Below are 17,268 nucleotides of genomic sequence, written 5' to 3' on the forward strand. Positions count from 1 at the left end.
CCGCCCTCCGGCGGGCCTTTTTCTTATCCCCCGGGCGCCGTGCGATGTTGCATCGCCCCAGGCTTACCCGCATGAGACGAACGGCGAAGATGCGATGCGCCGGGGGGTGATCAGTGGTGGAAGAAGACCCGCGCAGCCTGTTCCAGGACCTGTTTCGACGCGTCACAAAGCGATCGGCGCAGCGCCCCTATCACGCCTTCACCACGGCGTTCGACCGCGAGATCCAGGCTGATCGTCTCGGAGAGATCCTGGGGACGCTGAAGGTCGAGGAGGCAGCGACGCTCGACGACGGCTGGCGACGCCTGCTGAGCGACCGCGCCCCCTCCAGCGTGGCGCTCGAAACCATCGACAGGGTGCGTACGGCGTCCTCCGCGCAGGACCTTTCCGAAACCACCGTCATGCTGTTGCTTGACCAGTCGGGCTCGATGCGCGGCGACAAGATCTTCCATGTCGCCAGGGCCGCGGATCTCATCCAGAGCCTGTTGCCTGGACTGGGCGTCAAGGTCGAGGTTCTGGGATTTACGACCTCGACCTGGCAGGGCGGCAAATCACGCTTCGAGTGGATTCGGCGAGGACGCCCCGCCGACCCCGGCCGGCTGAGCGACCTGCTGCATATCGTCCATCGCGAGGGCGACGATCCCCGCCCCTTCGCCGAAGACGAGCTGCGACGCATGGTGCGGTCCGACCTGCTCAAGGAAAACCTCGACGGGGAGGCGCTGCTGTGGGCCGCTCGCCGCATCCGCCAGCGACCGGAGCCCCGTAAGATCCTCATCGTGGTCTCGGACGGCGCGCCGGCCGACGACGCGACCCTCAGCGCCAACCCGCCCGACTATCTGGTCAAGCACCTGGAACTGGTGATCGACGACATCATCGCAGCAGGCGACATCACGCTGACGGCCGTCGGCGTCGGCGACGACATCTGGCCCAACTATCCTTATGGCGCGAAAGCTCAGGATCCGGTTCGACTGTCCGATGAACTACTGGCGCTGGTGGCGCGGCTCCTCGTCACTTCAGCACCGGCCGCCTAGATATCCACTCGACGGTCGGCCTGCACGACGCGGATCAGGCCAAGAAGCCCGCCGACAACGATCACCAGAACCAGCAGGCCCGCCCCGAACTGGGCCATGTCGATCGGCGGCAGGAAAGGCCGCGACGGCGGCACGGCGAAGGTGATCGGAATGGTCACCTCCTTCTTGTCGACCAGATCCGGCGGCGGCGGAGTCATCTCGAATTCGGCCGACAGGCGCACCGCCGCCTTGCCGAAATCATAGCCCTCCGGCGTCTCCTTCACCGCTACACAGCTGTTCAGCCGGCCGCCGGATCCGACCATGCACCTGATGGTCGCCGCGCCGCCGATTTCGGCCTTCTGCGCCCGCTCGGGATAGTACCGAGCCATCTGGTCGGCCGTCGGCTTGCGCTGCCAGTCAGGCTTGTAAGTCGTCGTCCCGACCTGTTCGTCGTCGTTCATGCCACCCCCGCGTTCCGGTCAAGCTTAGAGGCGCCTGTTCCGCCGAAAAACCCCGGTCGCACCCCTTAACGAAAACCGCGACGCTCTGTAGTTTCCGGTCGGATGAACGCCCCCGTTTCTCCGCCCGTCCAGACGTTCGACGCCACCGGCGCCACGCCGGTGATGCAGCAGTTCTTCGACATGAAGACCCGGCAGCCGGACGCGCTGCTGTTCTTCCGGATGGGCGATTTCTACGAGCTCTTTTTCGACGACGCGATCCGCGCGGCGGCCGCCCTGGGCATCTCCCAGACCTTCCGGGGCACCCATGCCGGCCAGCCGATCCCGATGGCCGGCGTGCCGCATCACGCGGCCGAGGCCTATCTGTCGAAACTGATCCGCATGGGCTTCAAGGTCGCCGTCTGCGAGCAGATGGAAGACCCCGCCGAGGCCAAGAAGCGCGGCTCCAAGTCGGTGGTCCGCCGCGACATCGTCCGGGTCGTCACGCCCGGCACCCTGACCGAGGACGGCCTGCTGGACGCCCGGGGCGCCAACCGGCTGGCGGCGGTGGCCATTCGCGCCGGTCAGGCGGCCGTGGCGGCCGTGGAACTGTCCACCGGCGAGGTCGAGTGCTTCTCGACCGGCAAGGACGGCGTGGGCCCCCTTCTGGCGGCCCTGTCGCCGTCCGAGACCCTGGTCGCCGACCGCCTGCTGGCCGACGACCACCTGGCCCAGACCCTGAAGATCTGCGGCGGGCTGATTCAACCGATGCCATCCGCCCTGTCGGAGCCGCAGGCCTCGGAGACCCGGGTCAAGCGCCTCTACGGCGTCGACACCCTGGACGGCTTCGGCGGCCTGGCGGCGGCGGAAATCGGCGCCCTGGGCCTGATCGCCGCCCACCTGGAAATGACCCAGGCCGGCAAGCTGCCGGCCCTGCGCGCACCCCGTCGCGCGGCCGAAGCCGACGTCATGTCGATCGACCCGGCCACCCGCTCGAGCCTGGAGATCGACCGCACCCAGAACGGCGACCGCAACGGCTCGCTGCTGGCGGCCATCGACCGCACCGTCACGCCCGGCGGCGCCCGCATGCTGGCCTCGCGCCTGGCCCGCCCCCTGCTCGACCCGGCCGCCATCGACCAGCGCCTGGACGCCGTCGAGTGGTTCGTCGAGCATCGCTCCTTGCGTGAGCGCCTGCGCGAGCAGCTGAAGGGTTCGGGCGACATGGCTCGCGCCCTGGCCCGCCTGGCCCTGGGCCGAGGCGGTCCGCGCGACCTGGCCTGCCTGCGCGACGGCCTCAAGACCGGCGAGAAGCTGGCCGGCATGGTCGGCGGCTCGGGCGACCCGCTGTCGCCGCCGCCGGTCGAGCTGGAAGGGGCGCTGGCGGCCCTGACGCCGTCGCTGCACCAGGGCGTCTCGCAGCTGTTGAACACCCTCGAAGCCGGCCTTGGCCCCGACCTGCCGGCCCTGGCCCGTGACGGCGGCTTCGTGGCCCCTGGCATCCGCCCCGAACTAGACCAGGCCCGCGCCCTGCGCGACGACAGCCGCCGGGTCGTGGCCGCCCTGGAACAGCGCCTCATCCAAGAGGCCGGCATCTCGCTGAAGATCCGCCACAACGGCGTGCTCGGCTATTTCGTCGAGGCCACCGCCGGCAAGGCCGACCCGCTGTTCCAGCCGCCGCTGAACGCCACCTTCATCCACCGCCAGACCCTGGCCAACCAGGTCCGCTTCACCACCGTGGAGCTGGCCGACCTGGACGCCCGCATCGCCCAGGCCGCCGAGCGCGCCCTGGCCATGGAAGTGGCCGCCTACGAGGACTGGCGCGCCGAGGCCTGCGCCCTGGCCGAGCCGATCCAGGCCGCCGCCGAGGCCCTGGCCCGCCTGGACGTGGCCTCGAGCCTCGCCGAATGGGCCGAAGACGCCGGGGCCGTGCGCCCGATCGTCGACAAGTCGCTGGCCTTCGAGGCCAAGGCCGCCCGCCACCCGGTGGTCGAGGCCGCCGTGCGTCGCGCCGGCGACCCCTACACCCCCAACGACTGCCGCCTGGACGCCGCCGGCGAAGTGGCCGCCCGCCTGTCGATCGTCACCGGCCCGAACATGGCCGGTAAGTCGACCTTCCTGCGCCAGAACGCCCTTCTGGCCATCCTGGCCCAATCCGGCTGCTACGTGCCGGCCAAGAACTTCCGGCTGGGCGTGGTCGACCGCCTGTTCAGCCGTGTCGGCGCCGGCGACGACCTGGCCCGCGGCCGCTCGACCTTCATGATGGAGATGGTCGAGACCGCCGCCATCCTGACCCAGGCCACCCCGCGCAGCCTGGTGATCCTCGACGAGATCGGCCGCGGCACCGCCACCTATGACGGCCTGGCCATCGCCTGGGCCTGCGCGGAATCGCTGCACGACACCAACCGCTGCCGCGCCCTCTTCGCCACGCACTATCACGAGCTGGCGACGCTGGAGGAGCGCATGGCGCACGTCTCCAACCTCAGCCTCCGCGCCAAGGAATGGAACGGCGACCTGGTGTTCCTGCACGAGGCGGCCGACGGCCCGGCCGACCGCTCCTACGGCGTGCAGGTGGCCAAGCTGGCCGGCGTGCCGCCGCAGGTGGTGGCCCGCGCCAAGGAGGTGCTGGACCGCCTGGAGAGCAAGACCGAATCACCGGCCAAGCTCGACGACCTGCCGCTGTTCGCGGCCACGGCCCCCGTCGCGGCGGCGCCTGTGGTTTCGGCGCCCAGCGCCGTGGATGGCGCGCTGAAGGAGCTGGACGTGGACGGCATGAGCCCCCGGGAGGCCCTCGAAGCGCTTTATCGCCTTAAGGGTCTGCTCAAGACCTAGGATCAATCATAGGAGCATGGCGGCGGCCGGTTCCGGTGGTCGCTTTGGCCGCCCGTCTCGGACACCCATATAACCGCCATGCCCCGCCGCCTCCGCCCCACGCCCCTGGAACACGTCGTCGACGGCCACGCCCTGCGCGCGCGCCTTTCGGCCGCCGCCCTGGACGCCATCGGCGACGAGGCCGCCCAGCGCGCCCGGGCGATCGACATCCTCAAGCAGGCCCTGTTTCGCGGCCGGATGATCGCCAAGGAGCGGCTGGAGAACGGCGCCGGCGGCGTCGAGACCGCCCGCCTGCTCAGCGGCGTCACCGACGAGGTGATAACCGCCCTCTACGACTTCACGACGGTGCACGTCTTCCGGGCCCGCAACCCCACCGAGGGCGAGCGCCTGGCGCTGATGGCGGTGGGCGGTTACGGCCGCGCCACCCTGGCGCCGTTCAGCGACATCGATCTGCTGTTCCTGCGGCCCTACAAGCAGACGCCGCATGTCGAGAGCGTGATCGAGTACATGCTCTATGCGCTGTGGGACTTAGGCTTCAAGGTCGGCCACGCCTCGCGCACCATCGAGGAGTGCGTGCGCCTCTCGAAGGAAGACTTCACGATCCGCACCTCGATCCTCGAGGCCAGGCGACTGACGGGCGACGAGCGCCTGGCCGCCGACCTCAAGAAGCGGTTCCGCGACGAGGTGATGAAGGGCACCGGCCAGCAGTTCGTGGCCGCCAAGCTGAAGGAGCGCGACGACCGCCAGGCCCGCGCCGGCGCCAGCCGCTACATGGTCGAGCCCAACGTCAAGGAGGGCAAGGGCGGCCTGCGCGACCTGCACACCCTGGTGTGGATCGCCGAGTACCTGCACCCGGTCGACGCGCCGGAGGACGTCTTCAAGATGGAGGTGTTCTCGGGCCGCGAGACCAAGGCCTTCATCCGCGCCTTCGACTTTTTGCATGCGGTGCGCGCGCACCTGCATTTCACCACGGGCCGCCCCGAAGAGCGGCTGACCTTCGACCTGCAGCCCGAGATCGCCCGCCGCATGGGCTATGGCGACCGCGGCGACGCGCCGGCGGTCGAGCGCTTCATGCGCCGCTACTTCCTGATCGCCAAGGAAGTGGGGGCGCTGACGCGGGCTTTCTCGGCCAAGCTGGAGGCCGAGCACTTCAAGAACGAGCCCAAGGGCATCTCGCGCTTCCTTCCGGGCGCCAAGCCCAAGCGCAAGGCCCTGGACGCCCCGGGCTTCTACGAGGACGGCGGCCGCCTGAACATCGATGGGCCCGAGATCTTCGAGAGCGATCCGGTCAATCTGATCCGGCTGTTCAGGATCGCCGACGAGCGCGACCTTGATCTGCACCCCGACGCCTTCACGGCGGTGACCCGGCATCTGGGGCTGATCACCTCGAAGGTGCGCCGCGATCCGGAGGCCACCCGGGCCTTCCTCGACCTGCTGGCGCGCGGCAAGCGGTCCTACCGCACCCTGACCCTGATGAACGACGCCGGCGTGCTGGGCCGCTTCATCCCCGAGTTCGGCCGGGTCGTCGCCCAGATGCAGTTCAACATGTACCACTCATACACGGTGGACGAGCACACCCTGCGGGCCGTGGGCCTGATCGGCGACATGGCGGCCGGGCGCCTCTCCGAAGACCATCCGCTGGCCGTGTCGATCATGCCGCTGATCGAGGACCGCGAGGCCCTGTTCCTGGCCATGCTGCTGCACGACACCGGCAAGGGCGGCGTCGGCGGCCAGGAGAAGGCCGGGGCCCGCTCGGCCCGCAGCGCCTGCGAGCGCCTGGGCGTCGAGCGCACCAAGGTCGAGCTGGTGGCCTGGCTGGTCGAGAACCACCTCGTGATGAGCGACTTCGCCCAGAAGCGCGACGTGTCGGACCCCGGCACCGTGGCGGCCTTCGCCCGCATCGTCGAGAACCCCGAGCGCCTGCGCCTGCTGCTGGTCATCACCGTGGCCGATATCCGGGCCGTGGGGCCCGGCGTGTGGAACGGCTGGAAGGGCCAGCTGCTGCGCGAGCTCTACAACGCCACTGAAGCGGTTTTCCGGGGCGGGCGCGGCAGTGACGCCACCGCCAACGTCCAGCGCCACCAGGAGGCCGCCGCGGCCGTCGCGCGCGAGGCCCTCATCGCCGCCGATCCCGCCGCCAAGGGCTGGGCCGCGGCGATGGAAGACGCCTATTTCGGCGCCTTCGCTTCGCAGGACCTGCTCGACCATGCCGCCCTGGCCCGCCGGGCCGCCATCCAGGGCGGCGCGGCCGCCGAGGGCAAGGTCAATCCGGGGGCCAACGCCGCCGAGATCGTCATCGCCGCCAAGGACCGGCGCGGCCTGTTCGCCGATCTAGCGCTGGCCATTTCCTCGCTGGGCGGCAACGTCGTCGGGGCGCGGGTCTTCACCTCCCGCCAGGGCCAGGCGCTGGACGTGTTCTATGTGCAGGACGTCACCGGCGCGCCGCTCGGCTGCGAGAACCCCCGCGCCCTGCGCCGTCTGGCCGACGCCCTGGAAGCCGCCGGCCGCGGCGAGGGCGTCAATGTCGAGGCCCGGCGCGGCGGCGAGCTGACCCGCACGGCCGCCTTCGCCATCGCCCCAACCGTCGTCGTCGACAACGAGGCCTCGCACGAGGCCACCGTGGTGGAAGCCTCCGGCCGCGATCGTCCGGGCCTGCTGCAGGCCCTGGCCCGCACCCTGGCCGACAACGGCCTCTCCATCCAGTCGGCCCACATCGACGGCTATGGCGAGCGGGCGGTCGACGCCTTCTACGTGCAGACGGCCGAGGGCGGAAAGCTGGCCGACGCTCGCAAGGTCTCGGCGCTGAAGGCCGACCTGCTGTCGGCGCTGGAGCAGAACGAGGCGGGCGCCCCGAACACCCGCCCGGGGCTCAAGCGGGCGCGGGCGAGCATCGCGCGCTAGGAACAGCGCGCGGACAGCGATTCGGAACTTCGGTCAAACAATTCAGCGCCGGCCGCGTCGCCGGCGTGTGGAAAACTTCCGCCGCCGGAGCTTTCGATTCAGCGATCCGACCGGAACTTTTCCCTTATGCAGCAAGGGATTAGGCTGAAACTTCGCCCTCCCCGCCCTCGCCTGTGGCGAACGGCGCAGCCAGGGATACGGCCGCGCCTTTCTTCATGCGCCACAGAAGACCCTGAAAACGGGTCCGGTCAGACGCCCCGCGTCAGGCGATTGCAGAGATCGTCGAGTTGCTCGAGCGTCGCGTAGCGCACGATCAGCGAACCGGCGCCGCCGCGATGATCGATCTCGACGTCGAGGCCCAGCACCGACGACAGGTCGGCTTCGAGGGCCTGGGTGTCGGTGTCCTTGGACCGCGGCGCACGCGGCGGCGCCGCGCCGCCGTTCTTGGCGCGCGGGGTCGCGTCGCCGGTCTGAGCCACGCGGGCCAGGGTCTCGGTCTCGCGCACCGACAGGCCACCGTCGATGACCTGCTGGGCCAGGGCGGCCGGATCGGCGGCGGTGGCGATGGCGCGGGCGTGGCCGGCGGTCAGGGCGCCGGTGACCAGGTGCTGCTGCACGGCTTCAGGCAGGGCCAGCAGGCGCAGGGTGTTGGCCACATGGCTGCGGCTCTTGCCGATGGTCTGGGCGATGGCGTCCTGGGTGCGGCCGAACTTGTCCATCAGCACGCGGTAGCTCAGCGCCTCTTCGAGGATGTTGAGGTCCGAGCGCTGGACGTTCTCGATGATGCCGATCTCGAGCACGGCCAGGTCGTCGAGCTCGCGCACGATGATCGGCACGGTCTTGAGACCGGCGCGCTGGGCGGCGCGCCAGCGACGCTCGCCGGCGACGATCTGGTACTCGCCCGGAGCGCCCGGCGCGGGCCGCACCAGGATCGGCTGGAGCACGCCCTTCTCGGCGATCGAGTTGGAAAGTTCTACCAGGTCTTCCTCGCGGAAGGTCCGGCGGGGCTGATCGGGATTACGCTTCAGAAGCTCGATCGGGGCTTCCCGCGAACCGCCGGTATTGTCGCCCGGCGCCTGGGCCGGCGCGGCCTCGACCTCGCCCAGCAGCGCCGACAGACCGCGACCCAGACCCCGACGGCCTTCCGACATCCCCGCTTCACCGACCACGACCGTCTCCTCGAAACTTCAACTTCAATAACGACTTCGACCCGTATCCTCAGGTCGGCGCTCAAATGGGTAGGCCTGTGGATCAGGCGGCCTGGGCCTGGCGATCCTTCTCGCGGCTGATGACCTCGCGGGCCAGCCGCAGGTAGGCCTGCGAGCCGGCGCACTTGAGATCATACAGCAGCACCGGCTTGCCGAAGGACGGCGCCTCCGACACCCGCACGTTCCGCGGTATGACCGCGTCGTAGACCTTGTCGCCGAAATGCTCGCGCACGTCGCGGGCCACCTGCTCGGAGAGGCTGTTGCGGCGATCGTACATGGTCAGCACCACGCCCTGGATCTCCAGGCGCGGGTTCAGGCTGCCGCGCACCCGCTCGATGGTGCGGATCAGCTGGGTCAGGCCTTCCAGGGCGAAGAACTCGCACTGCAGCGGCACGAACACCGCGTCGGCGGCGGTCATGGCGTTGACCGTCAGCACGTTCAGCGACGGCGGGCAGTCGATCAGCACATAGGTGTAGGGGCCGTTGGCGCGCAGCGGCTCCAGGGCGTCGCGCAGGCGGTAGGAACGGCGGGCCACTTGGCCCAGCTCCAGCTCCACCCCCGACAGGTCGGCGTCGGCCGGGATCACGTCCAGGCCCGGCAGCGAGGTCTGCACGGCGGCCTCGACCACCGGCGCCTCGCCCATCAGCACGTCGTACAGCGTCTTCTTGCGCTGCAGGCGACCGATCCCCAGGCCCGTGGAGCAGTTGCCCTGCGGGTCGGCGTCGATCAGCAGCACGCGCTCGCCGCACGCGGCCAGGGCCGTGCCCAGGTTGATGGCCGTGGTGGTCTTGCCCACCCCGCCCTTCTGGTTGGCGACCGCCAGGACTCTCAGCTCAGACTTTGCGGACACGGCTCAGCCCCTTGATTTGCACGACATGGCCGCGCGGGTCGCTCTTGGAGCTCCGCACGTCCGACTCGAACTTCCAGGTCTTCTTCGCTTCAGCGATCTCGGCGGCGACCTCCTGACCCTTCAGGAACCAGGCGACCGCGCCGCGCTTGAAATAGGGTTGCGAGTATTCCAGCAGGCGCGGCATCGGCGCGCAGGCCCGGGCGGTGACCACCTGGACCTTCAGGTCCAGGCTCTCGGCGCGGGCGTTGTGGATCTCGACCGGCAGGTCGAGCTCGCGGCAGACGGCGTCGAGGAAGCGGCAGCGCTTGGCCATGCTCTCGACGAGGTGGACCTTGGCCCCGTGCACGCCCTTCAGCAGGATGGCCAGCACCACGCCGGGCAGGCCGGCGCCGGCCCCCAGGTCGGCCCAGGTCTTGGCCTGCGGCGCGAAGGTCAGCAACTGGGCGCTGTCCCAAGCGTGGCGGTTCCAGTAGGCGGCCATCGAGGCCGGACCGACGAGGTTCATCACCTCGTTCCATTCCGCCAGCAACTCCTTGTAGCGCGCCAGGTCGGCGACCTGCGCGTCGGTCGAGCCCGTCAGCCTCTGGAAGGCCGCGGCGTCGACCGGGTCGAGCGTTTCGATGACGAGTTCCGAAACAGCCATCAGGCGGCCCGGCCCCGTCGCACGTGGGCCAGCAGGGCCGTCAGGGCGCCGGGGGTAACCCCCTCGATGCGGGCCGCCTGGCCCAGCGTCAGAGGCTTCACCCGGATCAGCTTCTCGCGCACCTCGTTGGAGAGGCTGCCGATGTCGCGATAGTCGAGGTCGGCCGGCAAGCGCAGGTCCTCGTCCTTGCGCAGGGATTCCGCGTCGGCGCGCTGGCGGTCGAGATAGCCGGCATAGGCCGCCTCGATCTCGATCTGCTCGCGGGCCATCGGGCTCCAGTCGGCGATCTCTGGCCAGACGCGGACCAGCTCGTCGAGGCCGACGTCCGGATAGGCCAGCATGGCCAGGACGTCACGGCGCTGGCCGTCGGCATTGACCTTGAAGCCGGCCTTCACGGCCTCGGCGGGGGTCATGTTCAGGGCGCGGGCGCGGGCGCGAACGGCCTCCAGTTCGGCCTTCTTGGCGGCCCAGGCGGCGGCGCGAACCTCGCCCACGACGCCCAGCTGCACGCCGCGCTCGGTCAGGCGCTGGTCGGCGTTGTCGGCGCGCAGGGTGAGGCGGAACTCGGCCCGGCTGGTGAACATGCGATAGGGCTCGGTGACGCCACGGGTGACCAGATCGTCGATCATCACGCCGATATAGGCCTCGTCACGCGCGAAGACGGCCGGCTCGCGGCCCAGGGCGGAGAGCGCGGCGTTCATGCCGGCGACCAGGCCTTGCGCGCCGGCTTCTTCATAGCCCGTGGTGCCGTTGATCTGGCCGGCCAGATAGAGCCCCGGCAGGCGCTTGGTCTCCAGCGTGGCGTAGAGCTCGCGCGGATCGACATAGTCGTACTCGATCGCATAGCCGTAGCGGATCACCTCCACGGCTTCGAGGCCCGGGATGGTGCGCAGGAACAGGAGCTGGGTCTCGGCCGAGACCGAGGTCGAGACGCCGTTCGGATAGACGGTGTCGTCGTCCAGGCCTTCCGGCTCCAGGAACACCTGGTGGCTGGTCTTGTCGGCGAAGCGGACGACCTTGTCCTCGATCGACGGGCAATAACGCGGGCCGATCCCCGTGGCGCGGCCGCCATAGACCGCGGACTCGCCCAGGCGATCGGCGATGATCTTGTGGGTTTCCTCGGTCGTGAAGGTGATGCCGCAGCGGATCTGCGGCACGTCAATCCTGTCGTTGAGGAACGAGAACGGCACGGGCTCGTCGTCGGCCGCCTGCATGTCGAGGCGGTCCCAGGCGATGGTCTTGCCGTCGAGGCGGGCGGGCGTGCCGGTCTTCAGGCGACCCATGTCGAAGCCCAGGCCGTAGAGCCGGTCCGACAGGCCGATCGAGGGCTGGTCGCCGACGCGGCCGGCCGGGATGCGGGTCTCGCCCTGGTGGATGACGCCCTTGAGGAAGGTGCCCGTGGTCAGCACGACCTTTGGCGCGCGATAGACCGTCCCCTCCCCGTCCACGGCGCCGGCCACGTGGCCGTCCTCGACGATCAGGTCTTCGGCTGCGGCGGCGATGACGTCGAGGTTGGGATAGGCGAACAGCTCGGCCTGCATGGCCTGCCGATAGAGCTTGCGGTCGATCTGCGAGCGCGGACCACGCACGGCGGGGCCCTTCGAACGGTTCAGCATCCGATACTGGATGCCGGACTTGTCGGCCATCCGGCCCATCAGGCCGTCCAGGGCGTCGATCTCGCGCACCAGGTGGCCCTTGCCCAGGCCGCCGATGGCCGGGTTGCAGGACATCTCGCCGACGGTTTCACGTTTGTGGGTCAGCAGCAGGGTGCGCGCGCCCGTGCGCGCGGCGGCCGCCGCGGCCTCGCAACCGGCATGACCGCCGCCAATAACGATGACGTCCCAAGACTGGGGCGAAGAGCTGGACAAGGGAGAAACGCGCCTCAATGCGGAACGCGCCCGACCCAGCGGGCGCGTGCCTGACTTATAGCTTCAAGCCGCCCTGTGGGCGAGTCGAGTCCGGGGCGTTTCACGTGAAACGCAGTGCGCGTATCTGTGGTCAGGCTGTGGACGGTTCAAGCCCCTGTTCCACGTGAAACATTCACTTCCCAATGCAGAAGCTTGAAAAGACACGGTCAAGCACGTCCTCGGGATCGATGCGGCCTGTGATCCGGGACAATGCACGGGAAGCGAGGCGTACGTCCTCAGCCGCCAGTTCCACGTCGTCTGTTTCGGCCAGAGCGCGTTCGAGATAGGCCCTCGCCTCCCCCAGACGTTCCGCGTGGCGGATGCGCGTGGCCGCCGGAAACTCCGCGCCGGACAACGCCTGCACCACGTGATCGGTCAGGTCGGCGCGAATGGCATCGGCCCCCTCCTCCCGCGCCGACAGCGCCACCACGTGCAATCCCAGCTGCGCCGTCTGCTCGCGTATGGCCGCCACCACGGCCGGCTCTACCAGATCGGTCTTGTTGATCACCAGCCAGTCGCCGCTACGGACGATTGTGTGGTGTTCGGAATGTTTCACGTGAAACTCGCCGGCGTCGACGACCCACATTCGCAGGTCCGCCTCCTCGGCCCAGACCCGTGCGCGGCGCACACCCTCGGCCTCAATATCGTCGGCGGTCTCGCGGATCCCCGCCGTATCGGCCAGCAGGGCCTTGTAGCCGCCCAGCACCAAAGGAACCTCGATGACGTCACGCGTGGTGCCCGGCGTCGCCGTGACGATCGCCGCGTCGCGCTCAGCCAGGGCGTTGAGCAGCGTGCTCTTGCCGGCGTTGGGCGCGCCGACCAGGGCGATGCGGAAACCGTCCCGCACCCGGCGACCACGTGCGACATCGGCCAGGGCCGCGTCGATCTCGGCCCTCAAGGTCTCCAGCCCGGGGCGGGCGCGCGCCGCCACGTCTTCCGGCAGCTCCTCGTCGGGGAAGTCGACGGCGGCTTCCAGCATGGCCAGGGCCTGGACCAGCAGATCGCGCCAGGCGTCGTAGCGGCGTCCAAGCGCTCCGCCCAGCTGGCCCAGCGCCTGCTTGCGCTGGCCTTCGGTCTCGGCGTCGATCAGGTCGCCCACGGCCTCGGCCTGGGCCAGGTCGAGCTTGCCATGCTGGAAGGCCCGGCGCGTGAACTCGCCCGGTTCGGCCAGGCGCAAGCCCAGGGCCGACAGCGCGGCCAGCAAGGCCTCGACGACCGCCCTGCCCCCGTGCACGTGAAACTCGGCGGCGTCTTCGCCAGTGTAGCTGGCCGGTCCCTGGAACCACAGCACCAAGGCATCGTCGAGCACGACGCCATCGTGGCGCAGAGTGCGCAAGGCTGCCTGGCGCGGCTTGGGCAGGTTTCCCGTGAGAGCGCGCACAGCCTCGCCGCTGGCCGGACCCGAGACGCGGATCACCGCCACGGCGGCGCGCCCGGCCGCCGTCGCCGGCGCGTAGATCGTGTCGGCCATCAGATCAGTCGCGCTTGCCGACCGCCGCTCCGGCCGCGGCCGTCATCAGCTTGCGGAAGCTGTCCTGGGCCCCGGCCCCAAACGCCATCCAGTTCTTCATCAGCTCCTCAGGCGCCAGCATCGCCATGTTGGCGTCCATGCGGGCCTGCATCTCTTTGACGAGATGGTCGTTCAATCCGCTTACGTCGGGCAGGCCCAGGAAGGCCCGCGCCTCGACCGGGGTGCAGTCGATCTCGATCGTCATCTTCATCGAAAAAGTTCCCTGGCGGCAGGCCACGAGATTGTGACGCCGCGCACTGCTCGGGGCAGGTTAGAGCGCTTCGGTCGAAAGTCCCATCGACGGCTTATTGTATGTGGAGAGCCCCATGAGCGAGACCCTCACGATCAACACGCCCGATGGCGACTTCTCGGCCTATGTGGCGCGTCCCGCCACGGGAGACAATCCGCCGGCCATCGTCGTCATCCAGGAGATCTTCGGCGTCAACCAGGTGATGCGCGACATCTGCGACAAGCTGGCCGGCGAAGGCTTCCTGGCCGTGTGCCCCGACCTCTTCTGGCGGATCGAGCCTGGCATCGACATCACCGACAAGTCGGAAGCCGAGTGGAAGAAAGCTTTCGAGTTGTTCAACGCGTTCGACGTGGACGCCGGCGTGGCCGACATCGACGCCACCATCGACGCCATCCGCCCGCAGTCGTCGGGCAAGGTCGGCGCGGTCGGCTACTGCCTGGGCGGCCTGCTGGCCTTCCTGACGGCGACCCGCACCGACGCCGACGCCAGCGTCTCCTATTACGGCGTCGGCCTGGAGAAGCACGTCGGCGAGGCCGAGAAGCTGGAGAAGCCGCTGCTGCTGCACGTGGCCGAAGAAGACAAGTTCGTGCCCAAGGAAGCCCAGCAGGTGATCTTCGCGGCGCTGAAGGATCACCCGCAGATCACGCTTCATACCTATACTGGACGCGACCACGCCTTCGCCCGTGAAGGCGGCGAGCACTATGACGCCGCCGACGCCGCCCTGGCCAACGGCCGCAGCCTGGCCTTCTTCAAGAAGACCCTCGCCTGATGCTGGCCGTCGAAGCCAAGGCCGCCGGCGGCCCCGAGGTTCTGGAGGTCGTCGAGCGCGACCTCCCCTCGCCCGGCCCCGGCCAGATCCTCGTCCGCCACGCGGCCGTCGGTCTGAACTTCATCGACACCTATCACCGCTCGGGCCTCTATCCGGTGAAGTACCCGCAGGTGCTGGGCCTGGAGGCCGCCGGTCACGTGGAGGCCGTCGGCGAGGGCGTCACCCGCTTCGCCGTCGGTGACCGCGTCGCCTACAACGGCACGATGGGCGCCTATGCCCAGGCCTCGGTGGTACCGGCCGACCGGGCGGTGAAGGTTCCCGAGGGTGTCGAGCTCGAGGTCGCCGCCGCCGTGCTGCTGAAGGGCATGACGGCCGAGTTCCTGGTTCGCCGCTGCTTCACGGTGCAGGCGGGCCAGACGGTGCTGGTCCACGCCGCCGCCGGCGGCGTTGGCCAGATCCTGGTTCAATGGGCCAAGGCCCTGGGCGCCAGCGTCATCGCCACGGTCGGCTCGGAGGCCAAGGCCCAGGTCGTCCGTGATCTCGGCGCCGACCACGTGATCCTCTACGATCACGAGGATGTCGCCGCACGGGTGGCCGAGATCACCGACGGGGCCGGCGTGCCGGTCGTCTATGACGGCGTCGGCAAGGACACCTTCCAGGGTAGCCTCAAGAGCCTGGGCCGTCGCGGCGTGCTGGTCACCTATGGCAACGCCTCGGGTCCCGTGCCGCCGTTCGCTCCCCTAGAGCTCGGCGCCAAGTCGGCCTTCATCACCCGCCCTCGCCTGTTCGACTACATCGTCACGACGGAAGAGCTCGACGAGAGCGCAGCGGCCCTGTTCGCGGTCCTGGCCTCGGGCGCGGTGAAGATCGAGATCGGCCAGCGGTTCCCGCTGGCGGAGGCCCGAGCCGCGCATGGGGCGCTGGAAGGGCGGAAGACGACCGGGGCGACGGTGCTGGTTCCGTGAGGACGTGAAACGAAAGCCTCGTCCTTCGACAAGCTCAGGATGAGGCTTTCGGCTGCCGTGAAGGCCGACGGCTGAAGAGACGGGGCCAAGCTTCGACCACGCCGACCTTGGTCCTCATCCTGAGCTTGTCGAAGGACGAAGGCCACTCGCCGGCCGTGGACGTCCCCCTCCGGCCCTCCGGGCCACCTCCCCCCAAAGGGGAGGATCTGTCACCACCGACCAACAGAAAAGGCCCCGGATCGCTCCGGGGCCTTTCTCGTGTTTCACGTGAAACACCAAGCTTAAGTATTCATGCTCTGGAAGAAATCGCCGTTCGTCTTCGACTGGCGCAGCTTGTCGAGGAGGAACTCGATGGCGTCCGAAGCGCCCATTGGGTTGAGGATCCGGCGCAGCACGTAGGTCTTCTGCAACTGGTCGCGCGGGGTGATGAGTTCTTCCTTGCGGGTGCCCGACTTGAGCACGTCGATGGCCGGGAAGATGCGCTTGTCGGCGACCTTGCGGTCCAGGACGATTTCCGAGTTACCGGTGCCCTTGAACTCTTCGAAGATGACTTCGTCCATGCGGCTGCCGGTGTCGATCAGGGCCGTGGCGATGATCGACAGCGAACCACCCTCTTCCACGTTACGCGCGGCGCCGAAGAAGCGCTTGGGGCGCTGCAGAGCGTTGGCGTCGACACCGCCGGTCAGCACCTTGCCCGACGACGGGACGGTGGTGTTGTAGGCGCGGCCCAGACGCGTGACCGAGTCCAGCAGGATGACGACGTCACGCTTGTGCTCGACCAGGCGCTTGGCCTTTTCGATGACCATCTCGGCGACCTGCACGTGGCGCGTGGCCGGCTCGTCGAAGGTCGAGGCGATGACCTCGCCCTTCACCGTGCGCTGCATGTCGGTGACTTCTTCCGGGCGCTCGTCGATCAGCAGGACGATCAGATAGCACTCGGGGTGGTTGGTCTCGATCGACTTGGCGATGTTCTGCAGCATCACCGTCTTACCCACGCGCGGCGGAGCGACGATCAGGCAGCGCTGGCCCTTGCCGAGCGGAGCGACGATGTCGATGACGCGGCCCGAGCGATCCTTGATGGTCGGATCGGGCAGTTCCATGTTCAGGCGCTCTTCGGGATAGAGCGGCGTCAGGTTGTCGAAGTGCACCTTGTGGCGCACGTTCTCGGGGCTTTCGAAGTTGATCTTCGAGACGCTGGTCAGGGCGAAGTAACGCTCGCCTTCGCGCGGCGAGCGGATCGCGCCCTCGACGCTGTCGCCGGTGCGAAGGCCGAACTTGCGGATCTGCGAGGGCGACACGTAGATGTCGTCCGGACCCGGCAGGTAGTTGGCTTCCGGCGAGCGCAGGAAGCCGAAGCCGTCCTGCAGCACTTCCATGGTGCCCGAACCGAAGATCTCCACGCCTTCTTCGGCGAGGGTCTTCAGGATCGCGAACATCATGTCCTGCTTGCGCATGGAGTTGGCGTTCTCGACCTCGAAGGTCTCGGCGAACGCCAGCAGGTCGGCCGGGGACTTTTCCTTCAGTTCCTGCAGCGACATGCGCGTCAGGCCCATGGCGGCGATGGCCGCCGTGATCTCGGAATTGTCGTCCTCGTCGCCGACATCGCCTTCAGCGACAATCTCGGCGGTTTCCGTCGCGATCTCGACGGCGGCCTCTTCCGTGGCGTCCACAATGGCGTCCATGGGGGCGTCCAGCTCGAGCGGGGCTTGCGGATCGGTTTCTTCAGTCATGCATAGACTCGCGGTCGCCCGGATACGATCCGGGCTTGGATAGAAATTCAGCCGGCTTCAGGCGAAGGCGGCGATGGGGTCGCGCCATGACGACGGCGCGGATCGATCAGGGGAACGGATCATGAGGCGCACCAGGACGGGCGCGATCCGTGAAAGGCGGGAACGCTGCGGTATGGCCGCAACGTCTGACCAAGACGGGAACCACAAGGCGGGTTCGCGGTCAAGCGCTACCGATGGAGACGCTGTGCATGGCCCTCGTCCT

The 17,268-nt window shown here is 68.9% G+C and carries 13 protein-coding genes; 5 read left to right on the top strand and 8 right to left on the bottom strand.

Annotation, left to right across the window (positions count from 1 at the left end; translation table 11 throughout):
* The first annotated feature begins 116 nt into the window (after positions 1-116).
* Positions 117-1,028, top strand: coding sequence for a cobaltochelatase CobT-related protein (locus P7A99_RS13655; protein WP_277794382.1), 912 nt, complete (start codon positions 117-119; stop codon positions 1,026-1,028).
* Here P7A99_RS13655 and P7A99_RS13660 read toward each other — a convergent pair.
* Positions 1,025-1,468: an energy transducer TonB family protein gene (locus P7A99_RS13660; RefSeq protein WP_277794383.1), complete on the bottom strand. Its 444-nt coding sequence runs from the start codon at positions 1,466-1,468 to the stop codon at positions 1,025-1,027. The genes P7A99_RS13655 and P7A99_RS13660 overlap by 4 nt on opposite strands.
* Before the next feature lie 102 nt (positions 1,469-1,570).
* On the opposite strand from P7A99_RS13660, the gene mutS reads away from it, so the two are divergent.
* Positions 1,571-4,273: a DNA mismatch repair protein MutS gene (gene mutS, locus P7A99_RS13665; protein ID WP_277794384.1), complete on the top strand. Its 2,703-nt coding sequence runs from the start codon at positions 1,571-1,573 to the stop codon at positions 4,271-4,273.
* Positions 4,274-4,351: 78 nt separating this feature from the next.
* Positions 4,352-7,174, top strand: coding sequence for a [protein-PII] uridylyltransferase (locus P7A99_RS13670; protein ID WP_277794385.1), 2,823 nt, complete (start codon positions 4,352-4,354; stop codon positions 7,172-7,174).
* A gap of 248 nt (positions 7,175-7,422) precedes the next feature.
* On the opposite strand, the gene P7A99_RS13675 is transcribed toward P7A99_RS13670, so the two are convergent.
* The 6 genes from P7A99_RS13675 to P7A99_RS13700 form a co-directional block, all read right to left on the bottom strand.
* A complete protein-coding gene (locus tag P7A99_RS13675) occupies positions 7,423-8,325 on the bottom strand; it encodes a ParB/RepB/Spo0J family partition protein (RefSeq protein WP_277794486.1) in 903 nt (300 codons plus the stop codon).
* 100 nt (positions 8,326-8,425) lie between these two features.
* Positions 8,426-9,232, bottom strand: a complete 807-nt coding sequence (locus tag P7A99_RS13680; protein WP_277794386.1) for a ParA family protein — start codon at positions 9,230-9,232, stop codon at positions 8,426-8,428.
* Positions 9,216-9,875, bottom strand: a complete 660-nt coding sequence (gene rsmG, locus P7A99_RS13685; RefSeq protein WP_277794387.1) for a 16S rRNA (guanine(527)-N(7))-methyltransferase RsmG — start codon at positions 9,873-9,875, stop codon at positions 9,216-9,218. Before rsmG ends, P7A99_RS13680 begins: the two co-directional genes overlap by 17 nt.
* The gene (gene mnmG / locus P7A99_RS13690) at positions 9,875-11,743 is read right to left on the bottom strand and encodes a tRNA uridine-5-carboxymethylaminomethyl(34) synthesis enzyme MnmG (protein WP_277794388.1); all 1,869 of its coding nucleotides are present in this window, start codon (positions 11,741-11,743) and stop codon (positions 9,875-9,877) included. The genes rsmG and mnmG overlap by 1 nt, the downstream gene beginning before the upstream one ends.
* A 172-nt stretch (positions 11,744-11,915) precedes the next feature.
* Positions 11,916-13,253, bottom strand: a complete 1,338-nt coding sequence (gene mnmE / locus P7A99_RS13695) for a tRNA uridine-5-carboxymethylaminomethyl(34) synthesis GTPase MnmE (RefSeq protein WP_277794389.1) — start codon at positions 13,251-13,253, stop codon at positions 11,916-11,918.
* 4 nt (positions 13,254-13,257) lie between these two features.
* Positions 13,258-13,503: a DUF6489 family protein gene (locus P7A99_RS13700; protein WP_101720421.1), complete on the bottom strand. Its 246-nt coding sequence runs from the start codon at positions 13,501-13,503 to the stop codon at positions 13,258-13,260.
* A 115-nt stretch (positions 13,504-13,618) separates the two neighbouring features.
* On the opposite strand from P7A99_RS13700, the gene P7A99_RS13705 reads away from it, so the two are divergent.
* Positions 13,619-14,311, top strand: coding sequence for a dienelactone hydrolase family protein (locus P7A99_RS13705; protein WP_277794390.1), 693 nt, complete (start codon positions 13,619-13,621; stop codon positions 14,309-14,311).
* Positions 14,311-15,276: a quinone oxidoreductase family protein gene (locus P7A99_RS13710; protein WP_277794391.1), complete on the top strand. Its 966-nt coding sequence runs from the start codon at positions 14,311-14,313 to the stop codon at positions 15,274-15,276. Before P7A99_RS13705 ends, P7A99_RS13710 begins: the two co-directional genes overlap by 1 nt.
* A 281-nt stretch (positions 15,277-15,557) precedes the next feature.
* Here the strand turns inward: P7A99_RS13710 and rho are convergent, their stop codons facing one another.
* Complete coding sequence (rho, locus tag P7A99_RS13715; protein WP_277794392.1) at positions 15,558-17,006, bottom strand: transcription termination factor Rho; 1,449 nt, start codon at positions 17,004-17,006, stop codon at positions 15,558-15,560.
* Between the last annotated feature and the right edge of the window lie 262 nt (positions 17,007-17,268).

This window comes from Caulobacter endophyticus (assembly GCF_029543245.1).
GTDB classification, from domain to species: domain Bacteria; phylum Pseudomonadota; class Alphaproteobacteria; order Caulobacterales; family Caulobacteraceae; genus Caulobacter; species Caulobacter endophyticus_A.